Annotated in this window: 9 protein-coding genes; 4 read left to right on the plus strand and 5 right to left on the minus strand. The window is 72.6% G+C overall.

All coding sequences use genetic code 11. The features are described from left to right. The first annotated feature begins 22 nt into the window (after positions 1-22). Positions 23-1714 (plus strand): acyl-CoA mutase large subunit family protein, encoded by a 1692-nt coding sequence (locus O2W16_RS10815; RefSeq protein ID WP_269158832.1) that lies wholly within the window; start codon positions 23-25, stop codon positions 1712-1714. A gap of 69 nt (positions 1715-1783) precedes the next feature. After that, entirely contained in the window at positions 1784-2776 is a 993-nt protein-coding gene (locus O2W16_RS10820; protein WP_269158833.1) for a tetratricopeptide repeat protein, read from the plus strand. A 47-nt stretch (positions 2777-2823) separates the two neighbouring features. Here O2W16_RS10820 and O2W16_RS10825 read toward each other — a convergent pair whose 3' ends face one another. The 5 genes from O2W16_RS10825 to O2W16_RS10845 form a co-directional block, all read right to left on the minus strand. Next, positions 2824-4260 carry a hypothetical protein gene (locus O2W16_RS10825; RefSeq protein ID WP_269158834.1) on the minus strand — a complete coding sequence of 479 codons (1437 nt, stop codon included), beginning with the start codon at positions 4258-4260 and terminating at the stop codon, positions 2824-2826. A 205-nt stretch (positions 4261-4465) separates the two neighbouring features. Next, positions 4466-7546: a 1,4-alpha-glucan branching protein GlgB gene (glgB, locus tag O2W16_RS10830; RefSeq protein ID WP_269158835.1), complete on the minus strand. Its 3081-nt coding sequence runs from the start codon at positions 7544-7546 to the stop codon at positions 4466-4468. A 55-nt stretch (positions 7547-7601) separates the two neighbouring features. Then, complete coding sequence (locus tag O2W16_RS10835) at positions 7602-8969, minus strand: maltokinase N-terminal cap-like domain-containing protein (protein ID WP_269158836.1); 1368 nt, start codon at positions 8967-8969, stop codon at positions 7602-7604. Continuing rightward, positions 8969-10846, minus strand: coding sequence for a maltose alpha-D-glucosyltransferase (gene treS, locus O2W16_RS10840; RefSeq protein ID WP_269158837.1), 1878 nt, complete (start codon positions 10844-10846; stop codon positions 8969-8971). The genes O2W16_RS10835 and treS overlap by 1 nt, the downstream gene beginning before the upstream one ends. Before the next feature lie 100 nt (positions 10847-10946). Continuing rightward, a complete protein-coding gene (locus O2W16_RS10845) occupies positions 10947-12953 on the minus strand; it encodes an alpha-1,4-glucan--maltose-1-phosphate maltosyltransferase (protein WP_269158838.1) in 2007 nt (668 codons plus the stop codon). Between the two features lie 154 nt (positions 12954-13107). On the opposite strand from O2W16_RS10845, the gene glgP reads away from it, so the two are divergent. Together glgP and O2W16_RS10855 are read left to right on the plus strand one after the other, a co-directional pair. Then, entirely contained in the window at positions 13108-15663 is a 2556-nt protein-coding gene (gene glgP / locus O2W16_RS10850; protein ID WP_269158839.1) for an alpha-glucan family phosphorylase, read from the plus strand. A 155-nt stretch (positions 15664-15818) separates the two neighbouring features. Then, positions 15819-16787: an FHA domain-containing protein gene (locus tag O2W16_RS10855; protein ID WP_269158840.1), complete on the plus strand. Its 969-nt coding sequence runs from the start codon at positions 15819-15821 to the stop codon at positions 16785-16787. Positions 16788-16962: the final 175 nt, after the last annotated feature.

The following is a 16962-nucleotide window of genomic DNA, read 5'->3' on the forward strand; positions in this document are numbered from 1 at the left end:
TTGGACGTCCTAGCATCTGGGCATGACGCATCCCCCGGGCAACGAGGCCCGCAGTCGGTGGCAGCAGCGCTACGACGCGGCCCTGGCCGCCGGCCGGGTGCGGGACGCCGACTTCAGCACGCTCTCCGGGATGGAGGTGCAGCCCGCCTACGGCCCGGCCGACGAGGCCGCCGTCCCCGGGTTCGAGCGGATCGGCTATCCCGGCGAGTTCCCGTTCACCCGCGGGCTGCACGCCACCGGCTACCGCGGGCGGGCCTGGACGATCCGCCAGTTCGCCGGCTTCGGCAACGCCCGGCAGACCAACGAGCGGTTCCGGTCGCTGCTGGCCGAGGGTGGGGGAGGGCTGTCGGTCGCCTTCGACATGCCGACCCTCATGGGGCGGGACTCCGACGACCCCCTCGCGCTCGGCGAGGTCGGGCACTGCGGGGTGGCGATCGACTCCGCGGCGGACATGGACGTGCTCTTCGAGGGCATCCCGCTGGACCGGACGACGACGTCGATGACGATCAGCGGCCCCGCCGTCCCGGTGTTCTGCATGTACCTGGTCGCTGCCGAGCGCCAGGGGGCGGACCTCGCGCAACTCGACGGCACGCTGCAGACCGACATCTTCAAGGAGTACATCGCGCAGAAGGAGTGGCTGTTCGCCCCCGAGCCGCACCTGCGGCTGATCGGCGACCTGATGGAGTACTGCGCGCAGGAGATCCCCGCCTACAAGCCGATCTCGGTGTCCGGTTACCACATCCGGGAGGCCGGCTCGACCGCCGCGCAGGAACTGGCCTACACGCTGGCCGACGGCTTCGCCTACGTCGAGTTGGGCCTCTCCCGCGGGCTGGACGTCGACGTCTTCGCCCCGGGCCTGTCGTTCTTCTTCGACGCGCACATCGACTTCTTCGAGGAGATCGCCAAGTTCCGGGCCGCCCGGCGGATCTGGGCCCGCTGGCTGCGCGACGTCTACGGCGCCCGCACCGACAAGGCCCAGCAGCTGCGCTTCCACACCCAGACCGCCGGCGTCTCCCTCACCGCCCAGCAGCCGGACAACAACATCGTGCGGACGGCGGTCGAGGCGCTGGCCGCGGTGCTCGGTGGCACCAACTCGTTGCACACCAACGCCCTGGACGAGGTGCTCGCCCTGCCGAGTGCGAAGGCCGCGCAGATCGCGCTGCGCACCCAGCAGGTGATCGCCGAGGAGACCGGGGTGCTCAACGTGGCCGATCCGCTCGGTGGCTCCTGGTACGTCGAGGCGCTCACCGACGAGCTGGAACGCCTGGCGGAGGAGGTGTTCACCCGGGTCCGGGAGATGGGCGGCGACGGCACGATGACCGCCGGCATCCTGCGTGGCATCGAGGACGGCTGGTTCACCGGGGAGATCGCCGAGGCGGCGTTCGTGTACCAGCGGGCGCTGGAGAAGGGCGAGAAGAAGGTCGTCGGCGTGAACACGCTCACCGGTGCCGGCAGCGCGGCCGACGACCTGGAGATCCTCCGGGTGAGCCACCAGGTGGAGACCGACCAGCGGGCCGAGCTGGCCGGCCGGCGGCAGAGCCGGGACGACGCCGCGGCGCGCGCCGCCGTCGCCCGGATGGTCGAGGTGGCCCGGACCGAGGAGAACATGGTCCCGGCGATGCTGGAGGCCGCCCGGGCGGAGGCGACGCTGGGCGAGATCTGCGACGCCCTGCGCGCCGAGTGGGGCACCTACACCGAGACCGCCCGGTTCTGAGCGGAGGGCCGGGCGGCGGCTGGCCGGGCCGCTGCCCGGAGCCCGGCCCGCGGGGGCGACAATGAGGTCATGCAGCCGAACCGTCCCGCTCGACCCGATCCGCGCGTCGACCCGCGAGCCGCTGCCCAGCAGGCCCAGATGGCGGCCTCGCTGGCCGGCGCGGTCGACCTCGCCGCGATCCAGGCCCGCAACGAGGCCGCGGCCCGCGCCCAGGCCGCCCCGCCGCCGAGCGCCAGCGCGCCCGCCGGTGCGCCCGGCAGCGCCGTCGTCGACGTCACCGAGGCGACCTTCCAGAGCGAGGTCCTCGACCGCTCCTTCCAGGTCCCCGTCGTCCTGGACCTGTGGGCCGAGTGGTGCGGGCCGTGCAAGCAGCTGTCCCCGGTGCTCGAGCGGCTCGCCGCCGAGGGTGCCGGTTCCTGGGTGCTGGCCAAGGTCGACGTCGACGCCAACCCGGCGCTCGCCCAGGGCCTGCGGGTGCAGGGCATCCCGGCGGTCAAGGCCGTCTGGCAGGGCCAGCTGGTCGCCGAGTTCACCGGCGCCATCCCCGAGCAGGAGGCCCGGCAGTTCGTGACCGAGCTGGTGGCCGCCACCAGCGGCGGTGCGGTGCCCGGCGCCGCCGAGGGTGAGGGTGAGGACGAGGCGCAGGAGCCGGAGGACCCGCGGCTGGACGCGGCCGAGGCCGCCCTCGACCGGGGTGACCTCGCCGCCGCCGAGGCGGCCTACCAGTCGATCCTGGACACCGAGCCCGAGCACCCGGTGGCCGGGCTGGCCCTGCGCCAGGTCCAGCTGTTCCGCCGGGCCGAGGAGGCCGGGCCGAACGCCCTGGCCGCCGCCGAGGCCGCGCCGGACGACATCGTTGCGCAGACCCGGGCGGCGGACTTCCTGCTCGGCACCGGTGACGTGGACGCTGCCTTCTCCTGGCTGCTCGACGTCGTCCGGCGGACGGCGGGCGAGGAGCGCGACGCAGCCCGGCAGCACCTGGTGGAGCTGTTCGGGATCGTGGGCGACGAGGACCCGCGCGTCGGCCCGGCCCGCCGAGCGCTGATGACCGCCCTCTTCTGAGCCCTCCTCCGGCCGGGCTCCTCGTCGAGGGGCCCGGCCGGAGCGCTTCAGGCGCCGATGTCGCAGGCGGCCAGGCCCTCGACGACCCCGCTGCGGAAGACGTCGACCAGCTGGAAGCCGGTCAGCTCGACGCCGGGCAGCACCGCCGGGTCGGTGGCGTGCTCGAGCAGGAAGGAGACGCTCTCGTCGGCGTCGCCGGGGGAGATGCTCAGCACGGTGCTCTCCTCGCCGAGCACCGCTGCGGTGAACGCGCCGGAGAGGCAGACGGCGGACCGCAGCGCGTCCTCGCCGTCGACGGACAGGCCCAGCTGGTCGCGGGCGGCGAGCGCGTAGGGGATCGCCACCGCGGTCAGCACGGCGTAGTCCCCGCCCTCCTCGGCGGCGTACAGCGGCAACGTCAGGTCGACCTCGTCGTAGCGCACGGTCGCGTCGGCGGGGCAGTAGAGCAGGTCGACCTCGACGTCCTCGCCCGCGCAGTCGGGGGCCACCCCGGAGAACGGCTCGATGTCCGGCGGCGTGAACTCCTCGCCCAGCTCGTCGAAGGCCCGCTGCCAGAACTCACCCAGCCCCTCGGGCAGGAAGGCGCCGACCGTCTGGTCGTAGGGGGCGTCCCCGCCGGTGGCGAACTCGAGGTCGCTCTGGAAGGCACCCTGGGTGTAGGGCCGGTCGGCGCCGAACGAGTCGCGGCAGACCTCCGGCCCGTCGTCGAACCCCTGCTGGAAGGCCGACACCCGGTCGAAGTAGGACCCGTGCGCCTCGCCCTCGTCGAGCCCGGTGCCCACCGGGTCGCGCAACAGCAGGTAGCCGCGCAGCACGTCGTCCAGCTCGGCCGGGCGGATGGAGTTGTGCGCGGCGTTGCCTGCGGCGACCCAGGCCGTCCAGGCGCCGGCGAAGCAGTCGGCCTGGGTCTCGATCGCGATGGACGCCGGCAGCGGGTAGCCCACCCGGCCCTGGACGGCGTGGCCGAACTCGTGGGCCATGACCAGGGCGGGGATGAACCGGCCGTACCCTTCAGTGCCGACCGAGCCGAAGGCCAGGGCGCCCAGGAACGCGCGGTCGTACTGGATCGCGTCACCGTTGGCGTACTCGGTCCCCGGCGGGCAGTAGAAGGCGTTGTCCAGGACGGAGTCCGGCGTCTCCCCGCAGCCCACCTGCCCGTTCGGGTACTGCGCGGGGTCGGGGTCGCCCGGGTCGACGGAGTAGTAGCCGCCGGCCAGCGGGGTGAAGGCCTGGCCGAAGGTCGGGGTGAACTGCGCGGTCCAGTAGGTGCTGAGGTCGGCGAGCGCGTTCCGGGCGAGGCGGTCGACCTCGTCGTCGGTCGCGCCGATGATCGGGAACTCCTCGGGCGTGACGTCGCCCAGCGGCCCGGCTGCGGGGCTGGCGCGCCCCTCGATCACGGTCACCGCACAGCCGGAGAGCAGGGCCGACCCGAGGAGCGCGCTCGCGACGGCACCGGCGAGGAGCCGGCGGGGCGAGGAGGACATGTGTTCCGATCCGTTCAGGCCGCCCGCGGCGGCAGCACCGGCCCCATCCTGCCGGACCGTGCCGGGTCCGGCAGGCAGGGCAGCCCGGTGGTGAGCGCCGGTCGGGCCGCCGGGACGGCGACGGGGCGGGAACCCTCGCAGGTCCCCGCCCCGTTCCCGGTCGCACCGGGCTGATCAGCCCCGCCGATCAGCCCCGCCGATCAGCTCAACGCTCGGTCGGCTCCAGCCCGCTGCCCGGCCCCTCGGCCGCGCCGGAGGCCTCGGCCGCGGCGATCTCCGCCTGGTCGGCCGGTGCGCCCTCGTCCGGGCGCTCGGGCTCCGGGCCCTCGTGCACGAACCACACGGTGCCCAGCGGCGGTGCGGTCAGCGTCGCCGACCACGGCTGCCCGTGCCAGGACTGCGCGACCGCGTCGATGCCGCCGAGGTTGCCCACCCCGGAGCCGCCGTAGCCCTCGAAGTCGGTGTTGATCACCTCGCGCCAGCGTCCACCGCGAGGCAGCCCGATCCGGTACTGCTCGTGCGGCTGGCCGGAGAAGTTCGCCACGCAGGCCAGCAGCTGCCCGCCCTTGCCCACGCGCAGGAAGGTGAGGGCGTTGCCACCGGCGTCGTTGGCGTCGATCCACTGGAACCCGGCCGGGTCGACGTCCTGGCTCCAGAGCGCCTCGCTGTCCCGGTAGACCGTGTTGAGGTCGGTCACCAGCTCCAGCACGCCCCGGTGCGCCGGGTCGTCGAGGTGCCACCAGTCCAGCGACCGGCTCTCCGCCCACTCCGACAGCTGCCCGAACTCCGAGCCCATGAACAGCAGCTGCTTGCCCGGGTGGGCCCACATGTAGCCCAGGTAGGCGCGCAGGTTGGCCAGCTGCTGCCAGCGGTCGCCGGGCATCTTCCCGAGCATGGAGCCCTTGCCGTACACGACCTCGTCGTGGCTGATCGGCAGCACGTAGTTCTCCGAGTACGCGTAGACCATGGAGAACGTCAACTGGCCGTGGTGGTAGCTGCGGTACACCGGCTCGTTGGCCATGTAGCCCAGCGAGTCGTGCATCCAGCCCATGTTCCACTTGAAGCCGAAGCCCAGCCCGCCGAGGTACGTGGGCCGGGTGACGCCCGGCCACGCGGTCGACTCCTCGGCGATCGAGATGATGCCGGGCACCTCGCGGTAGAGGGTGGCGTTCATCTCCTGCAGGAAGGCCACGGCGTCGAGGTTCTCCCGGCCGCCGTACTGGTTGGGCGTCCACTCGCCGTCGTTGCGCGAGTAGTCCAGGTAGAGCATCGAGGCGACCGCGTCGACGCGGATGCCGTCGATGTGGAACTCCTGCGCCCAGAACAGCGCGTTGGCGACCAGGAAGTTGCGCACCTCGGGGCGGCCGAAGTCGAACACGTAGGTGCCCCAGTCGGGCTGCTCGCCGCGCTTGGGGTCCGCGTGCTCGTACAGCGGCGTGCCGTCGAAGCGGGCCAGCGCCCAGTCGTCCTTCGGGAAGTGCGCGGGCACCCAGTCGACGATGACGCCGATGCCGGCCTGGTGGGCGGCGTCGATGAGGTACCGCAGGTCGTCGGGGGAGCCGAAGCGCGACGTGGGGGCGTAGTACGAGGTCACCTGGTAGCCCCACGAGCCGCCGAAGGGGTGCTCGGCCAGCGGCATGAACTCCAGGTGGGTGAACCCGGCGTCCTTGACGTAGGCGACCAGCTCGTCGGCCATCTCGCGGTAGGAGAGCCCCTGCCGCCAGGAGGCCGCGTGCACCTCGTAGACGCTCATCGGCTGCTCGTGCCACTTGGTCTCGGCGCGCTGGGCCAACCACTCGGCGTCGTTCCACTCGTGGGTGGACGCCGTCACCACGGAGGCGTTGGCGGGCGGCACCTCGGTGGCGAAGGCCATCGGGTCGCTCTTGACCTGCCACTGCCCGTCGGCGCCGAGGACGTGGAACCGGTACCGGGTGCCGACCTGGGCGCCGGGCACGAAGATCTCCCAGACGCCGGAGGAGCCGAGCGACCGCATCGGGTAGGCGCGGGCCTGCCAGTAGTCGAAGTCGCCGGTGACCTTCACGCCCCGGGCGTTGGGCGCCCAGACGGCGAAGGAGACGCCGTCCACGCGGCCGCCGGGGGTGTCGTAGCCGATCACGTGCGCACCGAGGACGGTCCACAGCTTCTCGTGCCGGCCCTCCCGGATGAGGTGCTGGTCGAGCTGGCCCAGCGTGGGCAGCCAGCGGTACGGGTCGTCGACGGTGAAGGTGTCGGTGCCGCCCTGCCCGTTGGGGTAGACGACCTCGATCCGGTAGTCGCCGGGCTGCTGGGGGAGCCGGGCCTCGTAGACACCGCCGCGGAAGATCTGGCGGGCCTCGTGGCGGCTGCCGTCCTGGTCGACGACCGCGACGGCCTCGGCGTCCGGGCGCAGCGTGCGCACGGCCCAGCCCTCGGGCAGGCGGTGCGCGCCGAGCACGCCGTGCGGGTCGAAGGACCAGCCGTCGACGACCGCGGCCAGCTCCTCCTGGCTCACCTCCTGAACGGACGGGGTGGCCTCGGCGGGCACCGAGGTGCTGACCGGGACCTCGCCCTCGGGGAGTGCCTCCACGAGGCCGGCGGCAGCCGGCTCGGGCGCCTCGTCCGGCGCCGGCGGCAGGTCGGCGACCACGTTGGTGGCCAGGTCGGCGGTGGTGGTGGCCGCCGCGCCGGGCTCGGAAGAGGTCTGCGCCGGGGAGCTGCCACCGGTGCCACCCTGCTGGCCGTCCTCGGGGGCCTGCGGGGTGTTCGGCTCGGCCGGGTCGGGGCTCGGCGGTTCCGGCTGGGGGGCGGAGGGAGCCGAGGGGTCGCCCGGCTCGGCGACCGGCGCCGGTGCGATCACCGGCGCGGCGGTGACCTTCTTGGTCGCCTTGCGCGGTGCCCGCCTGGCCGGGGCGTCCCCGGCCTCGGCCGGCGCGGCCTTCTTCGCCGCGCGCTGGGCGGTCGCGCGAGCCGCGGGTGCGGCCTCCGCGCCGTCGTCGGCGATGCTCGTCTGGCCATCGGCGGGCGCCTCGGCGGCGATCGCGGTCTTCGCCGGTGCCTTGCGGGCCGTCGTCTTCTTGGCCGGAGCGTCAGCGTTCTTGGCCGGAGCGTCAGCGGCGGCCTTCTTCGCCGGCGCCTTCTTCGCAGCGGCCTTGCGGGTGGCCTTCTTCGCGGGTGCAGGCGCATCGTCGGTCGCGCTCGCCTCGCGGACCTCCTCGGTCTTCTCCTCGACCCGGCGCATGAGCTCCGCCTTGTCGGCGGGCTCGCGGGTGGTGTCCGTGCCCTGCGGAGTGGCGTCGTCGGTGCTCATCGGTTGTCCTTCCAGGTCCGAATCGGTGTCGTGCTGGTCGTCCGGCCGGGGGTCGTCATCGGCCGGCCGTCAGCCGGGACAGCGAACTGAGCGGGATCATCAGCCAGTGCGGTCGGTTGCGCGCTTCGTACACACACTCGTACACCGCCTTGTCGGCCTCGAAGGCCCGCAGCAGCGCGGAGTCGCTGGACAGGGTGAGGCCCCCTGCGGCGGAGTAGCCCTCGCAGAAGGCGCGCCGGTTGCGCTCGGCCCACTCGTGCGCCCGGTAGACCCGCTGCGGGTCGTCGGGCTGCTCGACCAGCATGTGCCGGGCGGCGTAGTCGAAGGAACGCAGCATCCCCGCGATGTCGCGCAGCGGGGTGTCCAGCTCGCGCCGCTCGGCCAGCGGGCGGGCCGGCTCACCCTCGAAGTCCAGCACGATCCAGCCCGTGGTGGTCCGCAGCACCTGGCCCAGGTGGAGGTCGCCGTGCACCCGCTGGCGCACCACCGGCTCGGTCGTCTCGGCCACCGCGGCGTACAGGTTGCGCAGTGCGTCGGCGTGCTCGGCGAGGTCGGGGACGATGGCCAGGGCCGCCTCCAGCCGGGCGGTCATCTGCCCGGCGACGGCGGCGTACCAGTCTCGGTCGGCCGGTTCGGTGGGGAGCACGCTGGCCAGGTCGGCGTGCACCGAAGCGGTCGCCTCGCCCAGCCGCTCGCTCTCCCCGGCGAAGTCGCCGCCGACCTCGTCGGCGTGCAGGTCGGCCTCGGCGTACAGGTCGCGGACGCTGGAGGTGGCCAGCCGCCACCCGTCGCTGGCGTTGGGCAGGAAGGTCTGCAGCATCGCGACGGTGGCCGGCTCCAGCCCGTTCGGGTCGTCGATCTCGATGTACCCGAGCAACCCGGCGATGTGCTGGTTCTCCGCCTGCCGCAGCGCGTCGTGGATCTCCACGTCGGGGTTGAGCCCGGGCTCCAGCCGGCGGAACAGCTTGAGGATCGCGCTCTCGCCGTAGACCAGCGAGGTGTTGCTCTGCTCGGTGGAGATGACGTCCCCGGGCAGCCCCTCGGGGATGTAGGCGACGCCGGCCGGGTGGAAGCGCATGGGCCCGACGGTGGAGGCCGCCACCAGGTGGGTCAGCCACGGCACGGTCGCGTCCCGGTCCCGCATGGCGTCGTAGGCGTAGTTCTCGCCGTGGGAGCCGGAGACCGCGCCGACGAAGGCGCCGGCGAGCTCCTCGGCCGGCGCGCTGCGCCAGGACAGCGGCACCAGGTAGGTGTCACTGGCCCCGTCGGTGTACTGGACACGGACGCGGTGCACCGAGAGCGCCGGGTCGGACTGGTCCAGGAAGAAGCCCTCCTCGGTCACCCCCGCCCACTCGCGGCCCTTGCCGCCGAACCAGCGCTGACCGGGCATCCAGTCGGCCAGCATGTCGGTCAGAGCGCTCATCAGGACTCTCCGTGGGTCGGGTTCGTGGGGGCCTCGGCGCCGAGGCCGCCGCTGCCGGAGGAGCTGTCGGCGGGGCCGACCACCCCGGCCTCGAGCAGCGACTGCGCCACGCTGCTGCTGGCGGTGGTCTCCCAGTCCTCTTCCTCCTCCTCGACCGCCGGGGCGGCGGGCTTGGAGAGCTCGAACCAGTAGAAGCCGTGCCCGCCGAGCGTGAGCATGTAGGGCAGGACGCCGATCTGCGGGAACTGCACCCGACCGGTCAGCTCGACCGGGGTGTAGCCCTCGAAGCGGCGGAGGTCGAGCTCCACCGGCTGCGGGAACCGGGACAGGTTGTTGACGCAGAGCACCACGTCGTCCCCGAACTCGCGCACGAAGGAGAGCACCGTCGGGTTCCGCGAGCCGATCTCGGCGTAGCTGCCGACACCGAAGGTCGGGTGCTGCTTGCGCACCGAGATCATCGTGCGGATCCAGTTCAGCATCGAGTTCGAGTTCCGCAGCTGGGCCTCGACGTTGGTGACCTGGAAGCCGTACTCCGGGTCGGCCACCAGCGGCAGGTGCATCCGCTGCGGGTCGGCGGTGGAGAACCCGCCGTTGCGGTCCGGGGTCCACTGCATCGGGGTGCGGACGCCGTCCCGGTCACCGAGCCAGATGTTGTCCCCCATGCCGATCTCGTCGCCGTAGTACATGACCGGCGAGCCCGGCAGGGACAGCAGCAGGGCGGTGAAGAGCTCGAGGGTGTCGATGTCGTTGTCGAGCAGGGGCGCCAGCCGCCGGCGGATGCCGATGTTGGCCTTCATCCGGGGGTCCTTGGCGTACTCCCCCCACATGTAGTCGCGCTCCTCGTCGGTGACCATCTCCAGGGTCAGCTCGTCGTGGTTGCGCAGGAAGACGCCCCACTGGCAGTTGTCCGGGATGTCCGGCGTCTGCGCCATGATCTCCGAGATCGGGAAGCGCTGCTCCCGGCGGACGGCCATGAACAGGCGCGGCATCACGGGGAAGTGGAAGGCCATCTGGCACTCGTCGCCGTTCTCGCCGAAGTACTCGACGACGTCGGCCGGCCACTGGTTCGCCTCGCACAGCAGCACCCGGTCGGGGTACTCGGCGTCGACGATCTTCCGCACCTTCTTGAGGAACTCGTGGGTGCGAGGGAGGTTTTCGCAGTTGGTCCCCTCCTCCTCGAAGAGGTAGGGGACGGCGTCGAGCCGGAAGCCGTCGATGCCCAGGTCCAGCCAGAAGCGCAGGGCGTCGATGATCGCCTCTTGCACCTTCGGGTTCTCGAAGTTCAGGTCGGGCTGGTGGCTGAAGAACCGGTGCCAGAAGTACTGCTTGCGGACTGGGTCGAAGGTCCAGTTCGAGCTCTCGGTGTCCACGAAGATGATCCGGGCGTCGGCGTAGCCGGTGTCGTCGTCGGCCCAGACGTAGAAGTCGCCGTAGGGCCCGTCGGGGTCGCTGCGGCTGGCCTGGAACCAGGGGTGCTGGTCCGAGGTGTGGTTCATGACGAAGTCGATGATCATCCGCATCCCACGCGAGTGGGAGGCCCCGATCAGTTCCTTGAAGTCCTCGATGTCCCCGAACTCGGGGAGCACCGCGGTGTAGTCGCTGACGTCGTAACCGCCGTCGCGCAGCGGAGAGGCGAAGAACGGGGGCAGCCAGAGGCAGTCGACACCGAGCCACTGCAGGTAGTCCAGCTTGCCCAGCATGCCGCGCAGGTCGCCGATGCCGTCGGCGTTGCTGTCGGCGAAACCGCGGACGAGCACCTCGTAGAACACGGCGCGCTTGAACCACTCGGGGTCGCTCCCGGGGGGCGGCAGCGCTGACTGGTTGGCCGACTGCTCGCCCGTGCCGGGGGTCGACTGTGCGGGGACGGGGAGGGTCATGTGGGGGAGTCCTAGAGGTTGAGCTGGGCTGGCGGGGTGCGGCCTGCCTGCAGGCGCCCGCCGCGAGCTGGCGAGCGGTGGGTTGCAGGCAGGCCCTTCTTCACTGCGGCGACGGTGCGGTGGACAGGCTGCGGTGGACGGTGAAGACGTGCGCGGGCTCCCGGTAGGGGTCCAGCTCGACGTAGTTCGCCTGGCCCCAGTCGTAGTGGGCCCCGGTGATGTTGTCGGTGACCGAGAAGCGGTCCGACCAGTCCAGGCCCAGTGCCGGCATGTCCAGCGCGGTGGTGCCGATCTGGGTGTAGGTGCTGTTGAGCGACACCACCACGAGCACGCAGTCGTCGGACCCGGGGTCGGTCTTGGAGAAGCACAGCACGTTCGGGTTGTCGATCGCGTGGAACCGCAGGGTGCGGAGCTGCTGGAGGGCCGGGTGTGCGCGCCGGATCTCGTTCAGCCGGCGCAGGTAGGGCGCCAGGGATCGTCCGGAGGAGTCCGCGGCGGCCCAGTCACGCGGTCGCAGCTGGAACTTCTCGGTGTCCAGGTACTCCTCGCTGCCCGGACGCAGGCCGACGTGCTCGAACAGCTCGTACCCGGAGTAGACGCCCCAGGTCGGGCTCATCATCGAGGCCAGCACCGCGCGGATCTTGAACATCGGCGGGCCGCCCACCTGCAGGCTCTCATGCAGGATGTCCGGGGTGTTCACGAAGAAGTTCGGCCGCATGTAGTGCGCGTTCTCGGCCAGCTCCCGGCCGTACTCCTCCAGCTCCCAGCGCTCGGTGCGCCAGGTGAAGTAGGTGTAGCTCTGGGTGAAGCCGATCCGCGCCAGCTGGTGCATCATCGCCGGCCGGGTGAACGCCTCGGCGAGGAAGAGCACGTCCGGATCGGTCCGCTTGACCTCCCAGATCAGCCAGTGCCAGAAGTTCAGCGGCTTGGTGTGCGGGTTGTCCACCCGGAACACCCGGACCCCGGCGTCCATCCAGTGCCGCACGACCCGCAGCACCTCGGCGTAGATGCCCTCGGGGTCGTTGTCGAAGTTGATCGGGTAGATGTCCTGGTACTTCTTCGGCGGGTTCTCCGCGTAGGCGATCGTGCCGTCGGGCTTGGTGGTGAACCACTCGGGGTGCGACGTCACCCAGGGGTGGTCCGGCGCCGCCTGCAGCGCGAGGTCCAGGGCGACCTCCATGCCCAGCTCGCGGGTGCGGCCGACGAAGGCCTTGAAGTCGTCGAGGGTGCCCAGCTGCGGGTGGACCGCGTCGTGGCCGCCCTCGTCACTGCCGATGGCCCACGGTGAGCCGACGTCGTCGGGCTGTGCCACGAGGGTGTTGTTCTTCCCCTTGCGGTTGACCTGGCCGATCGGGTGGATCGGCGGCAGGTAGACCACGTCGAAGCCCATCTCGGCGATCGCCGGCAGCCGCTCGGCGGCCTGGGCGAACGTCCCGTGCGTCGGGGTGCCACCGACGACGGGGCCCTCCGAACGGGGGAAGAACTCGTACCAGGAGCCGTAGAGGGCGCGGGAGCGGTCGACCCACAGCTCGTGCCGCTGCGACCCGGTGACCAGCCGGCGCACCGGGTGGTCGTGCAGCACCTGCTGCAGGGCGGGGGAGAGGGCCGGGGCGATCCGGGCGGTCAGCTCCAGCGACTCGTCGCGCAGCGCGCCGGCCGCGCCGGTGAGCGCCTCGCGGTGCTCCTCGGGTGCGGCGGCGGCCACCTCCTCGAGCAGTCGGGCGCCGGACTCCAGGTCGTTGGCCAGCTCCTCGGGGCCCTGGCCGGCCTCGACCTTGACCTCGACGTCGTGGTGCCAGGTGCTCAGCGGGTCGTCCCAGGCCTCGACCTGGTACGTCCACAGCCCCTCGCGGTCGGGCACGACGGTGGCGGTCCAGCGGTCGGGTTCGGGGCCGAACTCCGTCATCCGGAGCAGCGGCACCGCCGTCGGCTCCTCGCCCAGGGGCGTGAAGACGACGTTGGCGGCCACGGCGTCGTGGCCCTCGCGGAAGACGGTGGCGGTGATCGGCAGGTGTTCACCGACCACGGCGCGGGTCGAGAACGACCCGCAGGACACGACGGGGGCGACATCAGAGATGCCGAGGCGGAGGTCAGCGCGGCCAGTCATCGGGGCAACGCTATCCAGATCATGAGCTGCGCACACGTCGGCGGGGGACGGGCTCAACCGGGAGGGGGAGCGACGGGTGGGGTCGGAGCGGTCCCGGAGGGGCCCGGGTCCATCGCCGTCCCCCACTGTGCGTGAGCGTCGTCACGCTAGGGTCATGGAGGTGCGAGCCCTCCGCAGACTCACCGTCCGCGCCTCCCTCCCCGAGGCACTGATGCCGCTGTCGCAGCTGGTCACCAACCTGCGCTGGTCCTGGCACCCGGAGACCCGCGACCTCTTCGAGGCGCTGGACCCCGAGCTCTGGGCCAGCTGTGGTGGCGACCCGGTCAAGGTCCTCGGCGAGGTCAGCGCCGACCGGCTGGCCGCCCTGGCCGACGACCCGGTCTTCCTGGAGCAGCTGACGACGGTCGCCGCCGACCTCCGCGAGTACCTCGACGCACCGCACTGGTACCAGTCCCTGGGTACCGACGCGCCGGCCACCATCGCCTACTTCTCCGCCGAGTTCGGCATCACCGAGGTGCTGCCGCAGTACTCCGGCGGGCTGGGCATCCTGGCCGGGGACCACCTCAAGGCCGCCTCGGACCTCGGCGTCCCGCTGATCGGCGTGGGCCTGCTGTACCGGTCGGGCTACTTCTCCCAGGGCCTGTCCGCCGACGGGTGGCAGCTGGAGCACTACCCGGCGCTGGACCCGCACGGCCTGCCGCTGAAGCTGGTGCGCGACGCCGACCGCAACGCCGTGGTGATCGCCGTGCCGCTGCCCGAGGGGCGCACGCTGTACGCGCACGTCTACCGGGCCCAGGTCGGCCGGGTGTCGTTGCTCCTGCTCGACAGTGACATCGAGGAGAACAGCCCGGCCGAGCGCGGGGTCACCGACCGGCTCTACGGCGGCGGCGAGGACCACCGGCTCCGCCAGGAGATGCTCCTGGGCATCGGTGGGGTGCGTGCCCTGCGGGCCTTCTGCTCGCTGACCGGCACCCCGGCGCCGGAGGTCTTCCACGCCAACGAGGGTCACGCCGGCTTCCAGGGCGTCGAGCGGATCCGGGAGCTCACCGAGTCCCACGGCCTGTCCTTCACCGAGGCGCTGCAGGCCGTGCGCGGTGGCACGGTGTTCACCACGCACACGCCGGTCCCCGCGGGCATCGACCGCTTCCCCAAGGCGCTGATCGAGCGCTACTTCGCCGGCTTCGGCGTCCCGGTCGACCAGCTCCTCCCGCTGGGCGCGGAGGAGGACCCGAGCAAGTTCAACATGGCCCACATGGGGCTGCGGCTCGGCCAGCGGGCCAACGGGGTCAGCCAGCTGCACGGGCACGTCAGCCGCGACATGTTCGGCCCGCTGTGGCCGGGCTTCGACCCCGACGACGTCCCGATCGGGTCGATCACCAACGGGGTGCACGCCCCGACCTGGACCGCGCGCGAGCTGGTGGAGCTCGGCACCCAGACGACCAGCCAGGGCGATCCGCTCGAGGTGGACGGCGAGGTGCACTTCGACGGCGTCGACCGGATCCCGGCCGCGGAGCTGTGGCGCACCCGTCGGCTGCTGCGCGGCCGGCTGGTCGAGGAGGTGCGCCGCCGGGTGCGGGCCACGGCGCTGTCCCGTGGGGCGGCCGAGGCCGAGCTCGACTGGACCGAGACCGCGTTCGACCCCGATGTGCTGACCATCGGCTTCGCCCGGCGGGTGCCCTCCTACAAGCGGCTGACGCTGATGCTCCGCGACCCCGATCGGCTCAAGGCGCTCCTGCTGGACGAGGAGCGTCCGGTCCAGCTGGTCATCGCCGGCAAGAGCCACCCGGCCGACGACGGCGGCAAGCAGCTGATCCAGCAGATGGTGAAGTTCGCCGACGACCCGGAGATCCGGCACCGGATCGCCTTCCTGCCCAACTACGACATCGGCATGGCCCGCTACCTCTACTGGGGCTGCGACGTCTGGCTGAACAACCCGCTGCGGCCGCTGGAGGCCTGCGGCACCTCGGGGATGAAGTCCGCGCTCAACGGCGGGCTCAACCTCTCCATCCGCGACGGGTGGTGGGACGAGTGGTTCGACGGCCAGAACGGCTGGGCGATCCCGACGGCCGACGGCGTCGAGGACCCGGAGCGGCGGGACGACGTCGAGGCGCAGGCCATCTACGACCTCCTCGACCGGCAGGTGGTTCCGCGCTTCTACGAGGTGGACGCCGACGGCCTGCCCACCCGCTGGGTGGAGATGGTCCGGGACACCCTGCGGGAGACCGGACCCAAGGTGCTGGCCACCCGGATGGTCAGGGACTACGTGCAGCGGCTCTACGTGCCGGCCGCCGGCGCCGCCCGCTCGATGGCCACCGGCGGGTACGAGCCGGCCCGCGCCGAGGCGGCCTGGCGGGCGAAGCTGCTGGAGCACTGGCCCGGTGTCCGCGTGGCCCACGTCGAGGCGACCGGGGTGGGCGAGACGCCGGAGATCGGCGGGGGCATCGACCTGCGGGCCGAGGTGGAGCTGCCCGGGCTGGCCCCGTCCGACGTCCTGGTCGAGGCGGCCTACGGCCGGGTGGACGACGCCGACGGGCTGCACGAGATCACCACGCTGGCGCTGCGGCACGAGAGCGTGGACGGCTCCCGGCACTGGTTCACCGGCACCGTGCCGCTGATGCGCACCGGCGCGTTCGGGTACACCGTGCGGGTGCTCCCGCACTCGGCGCACCTCGTGGTGCCGGCGGAGCTCGGCGTCGTCGTCAACGCCTGAGCGGGGCGCACGCGCTGGTCGCCCGCCCCGGTCGGTGACCATCCGGGTGGGACTGCCGTGGCCACTGGGGCGGGTCGTGTGCGATGGACCGACGTCGCGGCGTGCCATGCGCCCGTGGGTCACGGGATCCCGGTCCGGTCATTAGGCTGGCCGTCATGCCCGACCGCTGTGAGGTCCTCCCCGGAGACTCTGTCGTCGCCCGCCGTGGCGGTGGCCTGCTGTGGGTCGACGCCCCCGGGTCGCCGGCGCTGGTGGCGGCCCTGCACGCCTGTCTGGGGGTCGCCGGCCCCGGGGCTGAACGCGTGCTCGGCGCGGTCGCCGCCCAGGTGTCCCGGCTCGCCGACGGACCGGCGTCCTTCGCCCTGGTGCTCGCCGACACCTCCGGTGGCACCGGAGCCGGCGTCGCGCTCTGGTCGGGCAAGGGCCAGCCGGCCGTGGACGGCGTCCCGGTCTCCGGTTCCGCGGTCGACGGCTGCACGCTCGCCTCCGGGTTCGCGCTCGGGCAGACCCTCTACGTCGGCCCCGGCCAGCCCGCCGCGGCGATGCCCCCGGGGGTCGCGCTGGACCTCGTCGAGGGCACCGTGCCCGGTTCCGGCGCCCTGTTGCAGCTCGCGGCGGCCGCCTCGCCGTCCGTCGCCGTCCCGCCGGCCACCTCGCTGCCCACCGGGGAGTCCTTCACCGCGGCCTCCGACGCCGGGTTCGGCAGCTCCGGCCGGATCGCCAGTGCCCCGGTCGGGCAGGGCGGGGAGCAGACCGCCTTCTGGCGGCCCGAGCCGCCGGCCGCGCCGGTGCTGCGCTTCGACGACGGTCTGGTCGTCACCGTCGACGAGGACCTGGTGCTCGGTCGCCGTCCCGACGGCCACGACCTGGTGACCGCCGGCAACGCCCGGCCGGTGCCGATCGCCGACACCCAGAACGTGCTCTCCTCGGCCCACGCCGCCATCCAGCGCGCAGGCCGCGAGGTCTCCCTGACCGACCTCGGGTCGCTCAACGGCACCCACGTCGCCGGCCCGGAGGCCACCGAGTGGACCCAGCTGGAGCCCGGTGTGCCGCACCCGCTCGCCGACGGCGACCGGCTGCTGCTCGGCTGGACCGTCATCACCTTCGAGCAGGCCGCGGAGTAGCCGCAGCCCGACGCTCGACGTGCAGCCCGCCCCGGTCCGCCGGCGGCGGGCTGCGTCGTCCCGGCGACGAGGGCCTCGGCATTGCACGCCGTCCCTCTGCACTGCTCGTGCTCCGGCACGAGCAGTGCAGAGGGAACCCGTGCAATGCGGTCCCGATGCGGCGCCGGTGCGGCGC

Source organism: Modestobacter sp. VKM Ac-2984, assembly GCF_026967985.1.
GTDB lineage: Bacteria > Actinomycetota > Actinomycetes > Mycobacteriales > Geodermatophilaceae > Modestobacter.

Coding starts and splice junctions, on each gene's coding strand:
- O2W16_RS10815 (WP_269158832.1), top strand. CDS start 23: ATGACGCATCCCCCGGGCAACGAGGCCCGCAGTCGGTGGCAGCAGCGC.
- O2W16_RS10820 (WP_269158833.1), top strand. CDS start 1,784: ATGCAGCCGAACCGTCCCGCTCGACCCGATCCGCGCGTCGACCCGCGA.
- O2W16_RS10825 (WP_269158834.1), bottom strand. CDS start 4,260: ATGTCCTCCTCGCCCCGCCGGCTCCTCGCCGGTGCCGTCGCGAGCGCG.
- glgB (WP_269158835.1), bottom strand. CDS start 7,546: ATGAGCACCGACGACGCCACTCCGCAGGGCACGGACACCACCCGCGAG.
- O2W16_RS10835 (WP_269158836.1), bottom strand. CDS start 8,969: ATGAGCGCTCTGACCGACATGCTGGCCGACTGGATGCCCGGTCAGCGC.
- treS (WP_269158837.1), bottom strand. CDS start 10,846: ATGACCCTCCCCGTCCCCGCACAGTCGACCCCCGGCACGGGCGAGCAG.
- O2W16_RS10845 (WP_269158838.1), bottom strand. CDS start 12,953: ATGACTGGCCGCGCTGACCTCCGCCTCGGCATCTCTGATGTCGCCCCC.
- glgP (WP_269158839.1), top strand. CDS start 13,108: ATGGAGGTGCGAGCCCTCCGCAGACTCACCGTCCGCGCCTCCCTCCCC.
- O2W16_RS10855 (WP_269158840.1), top strand. CDS start 15,819: ATGCCCGACCGCTGTGAGGTCCTCCCCGGAGACTCTGTCGTCGCCCGC.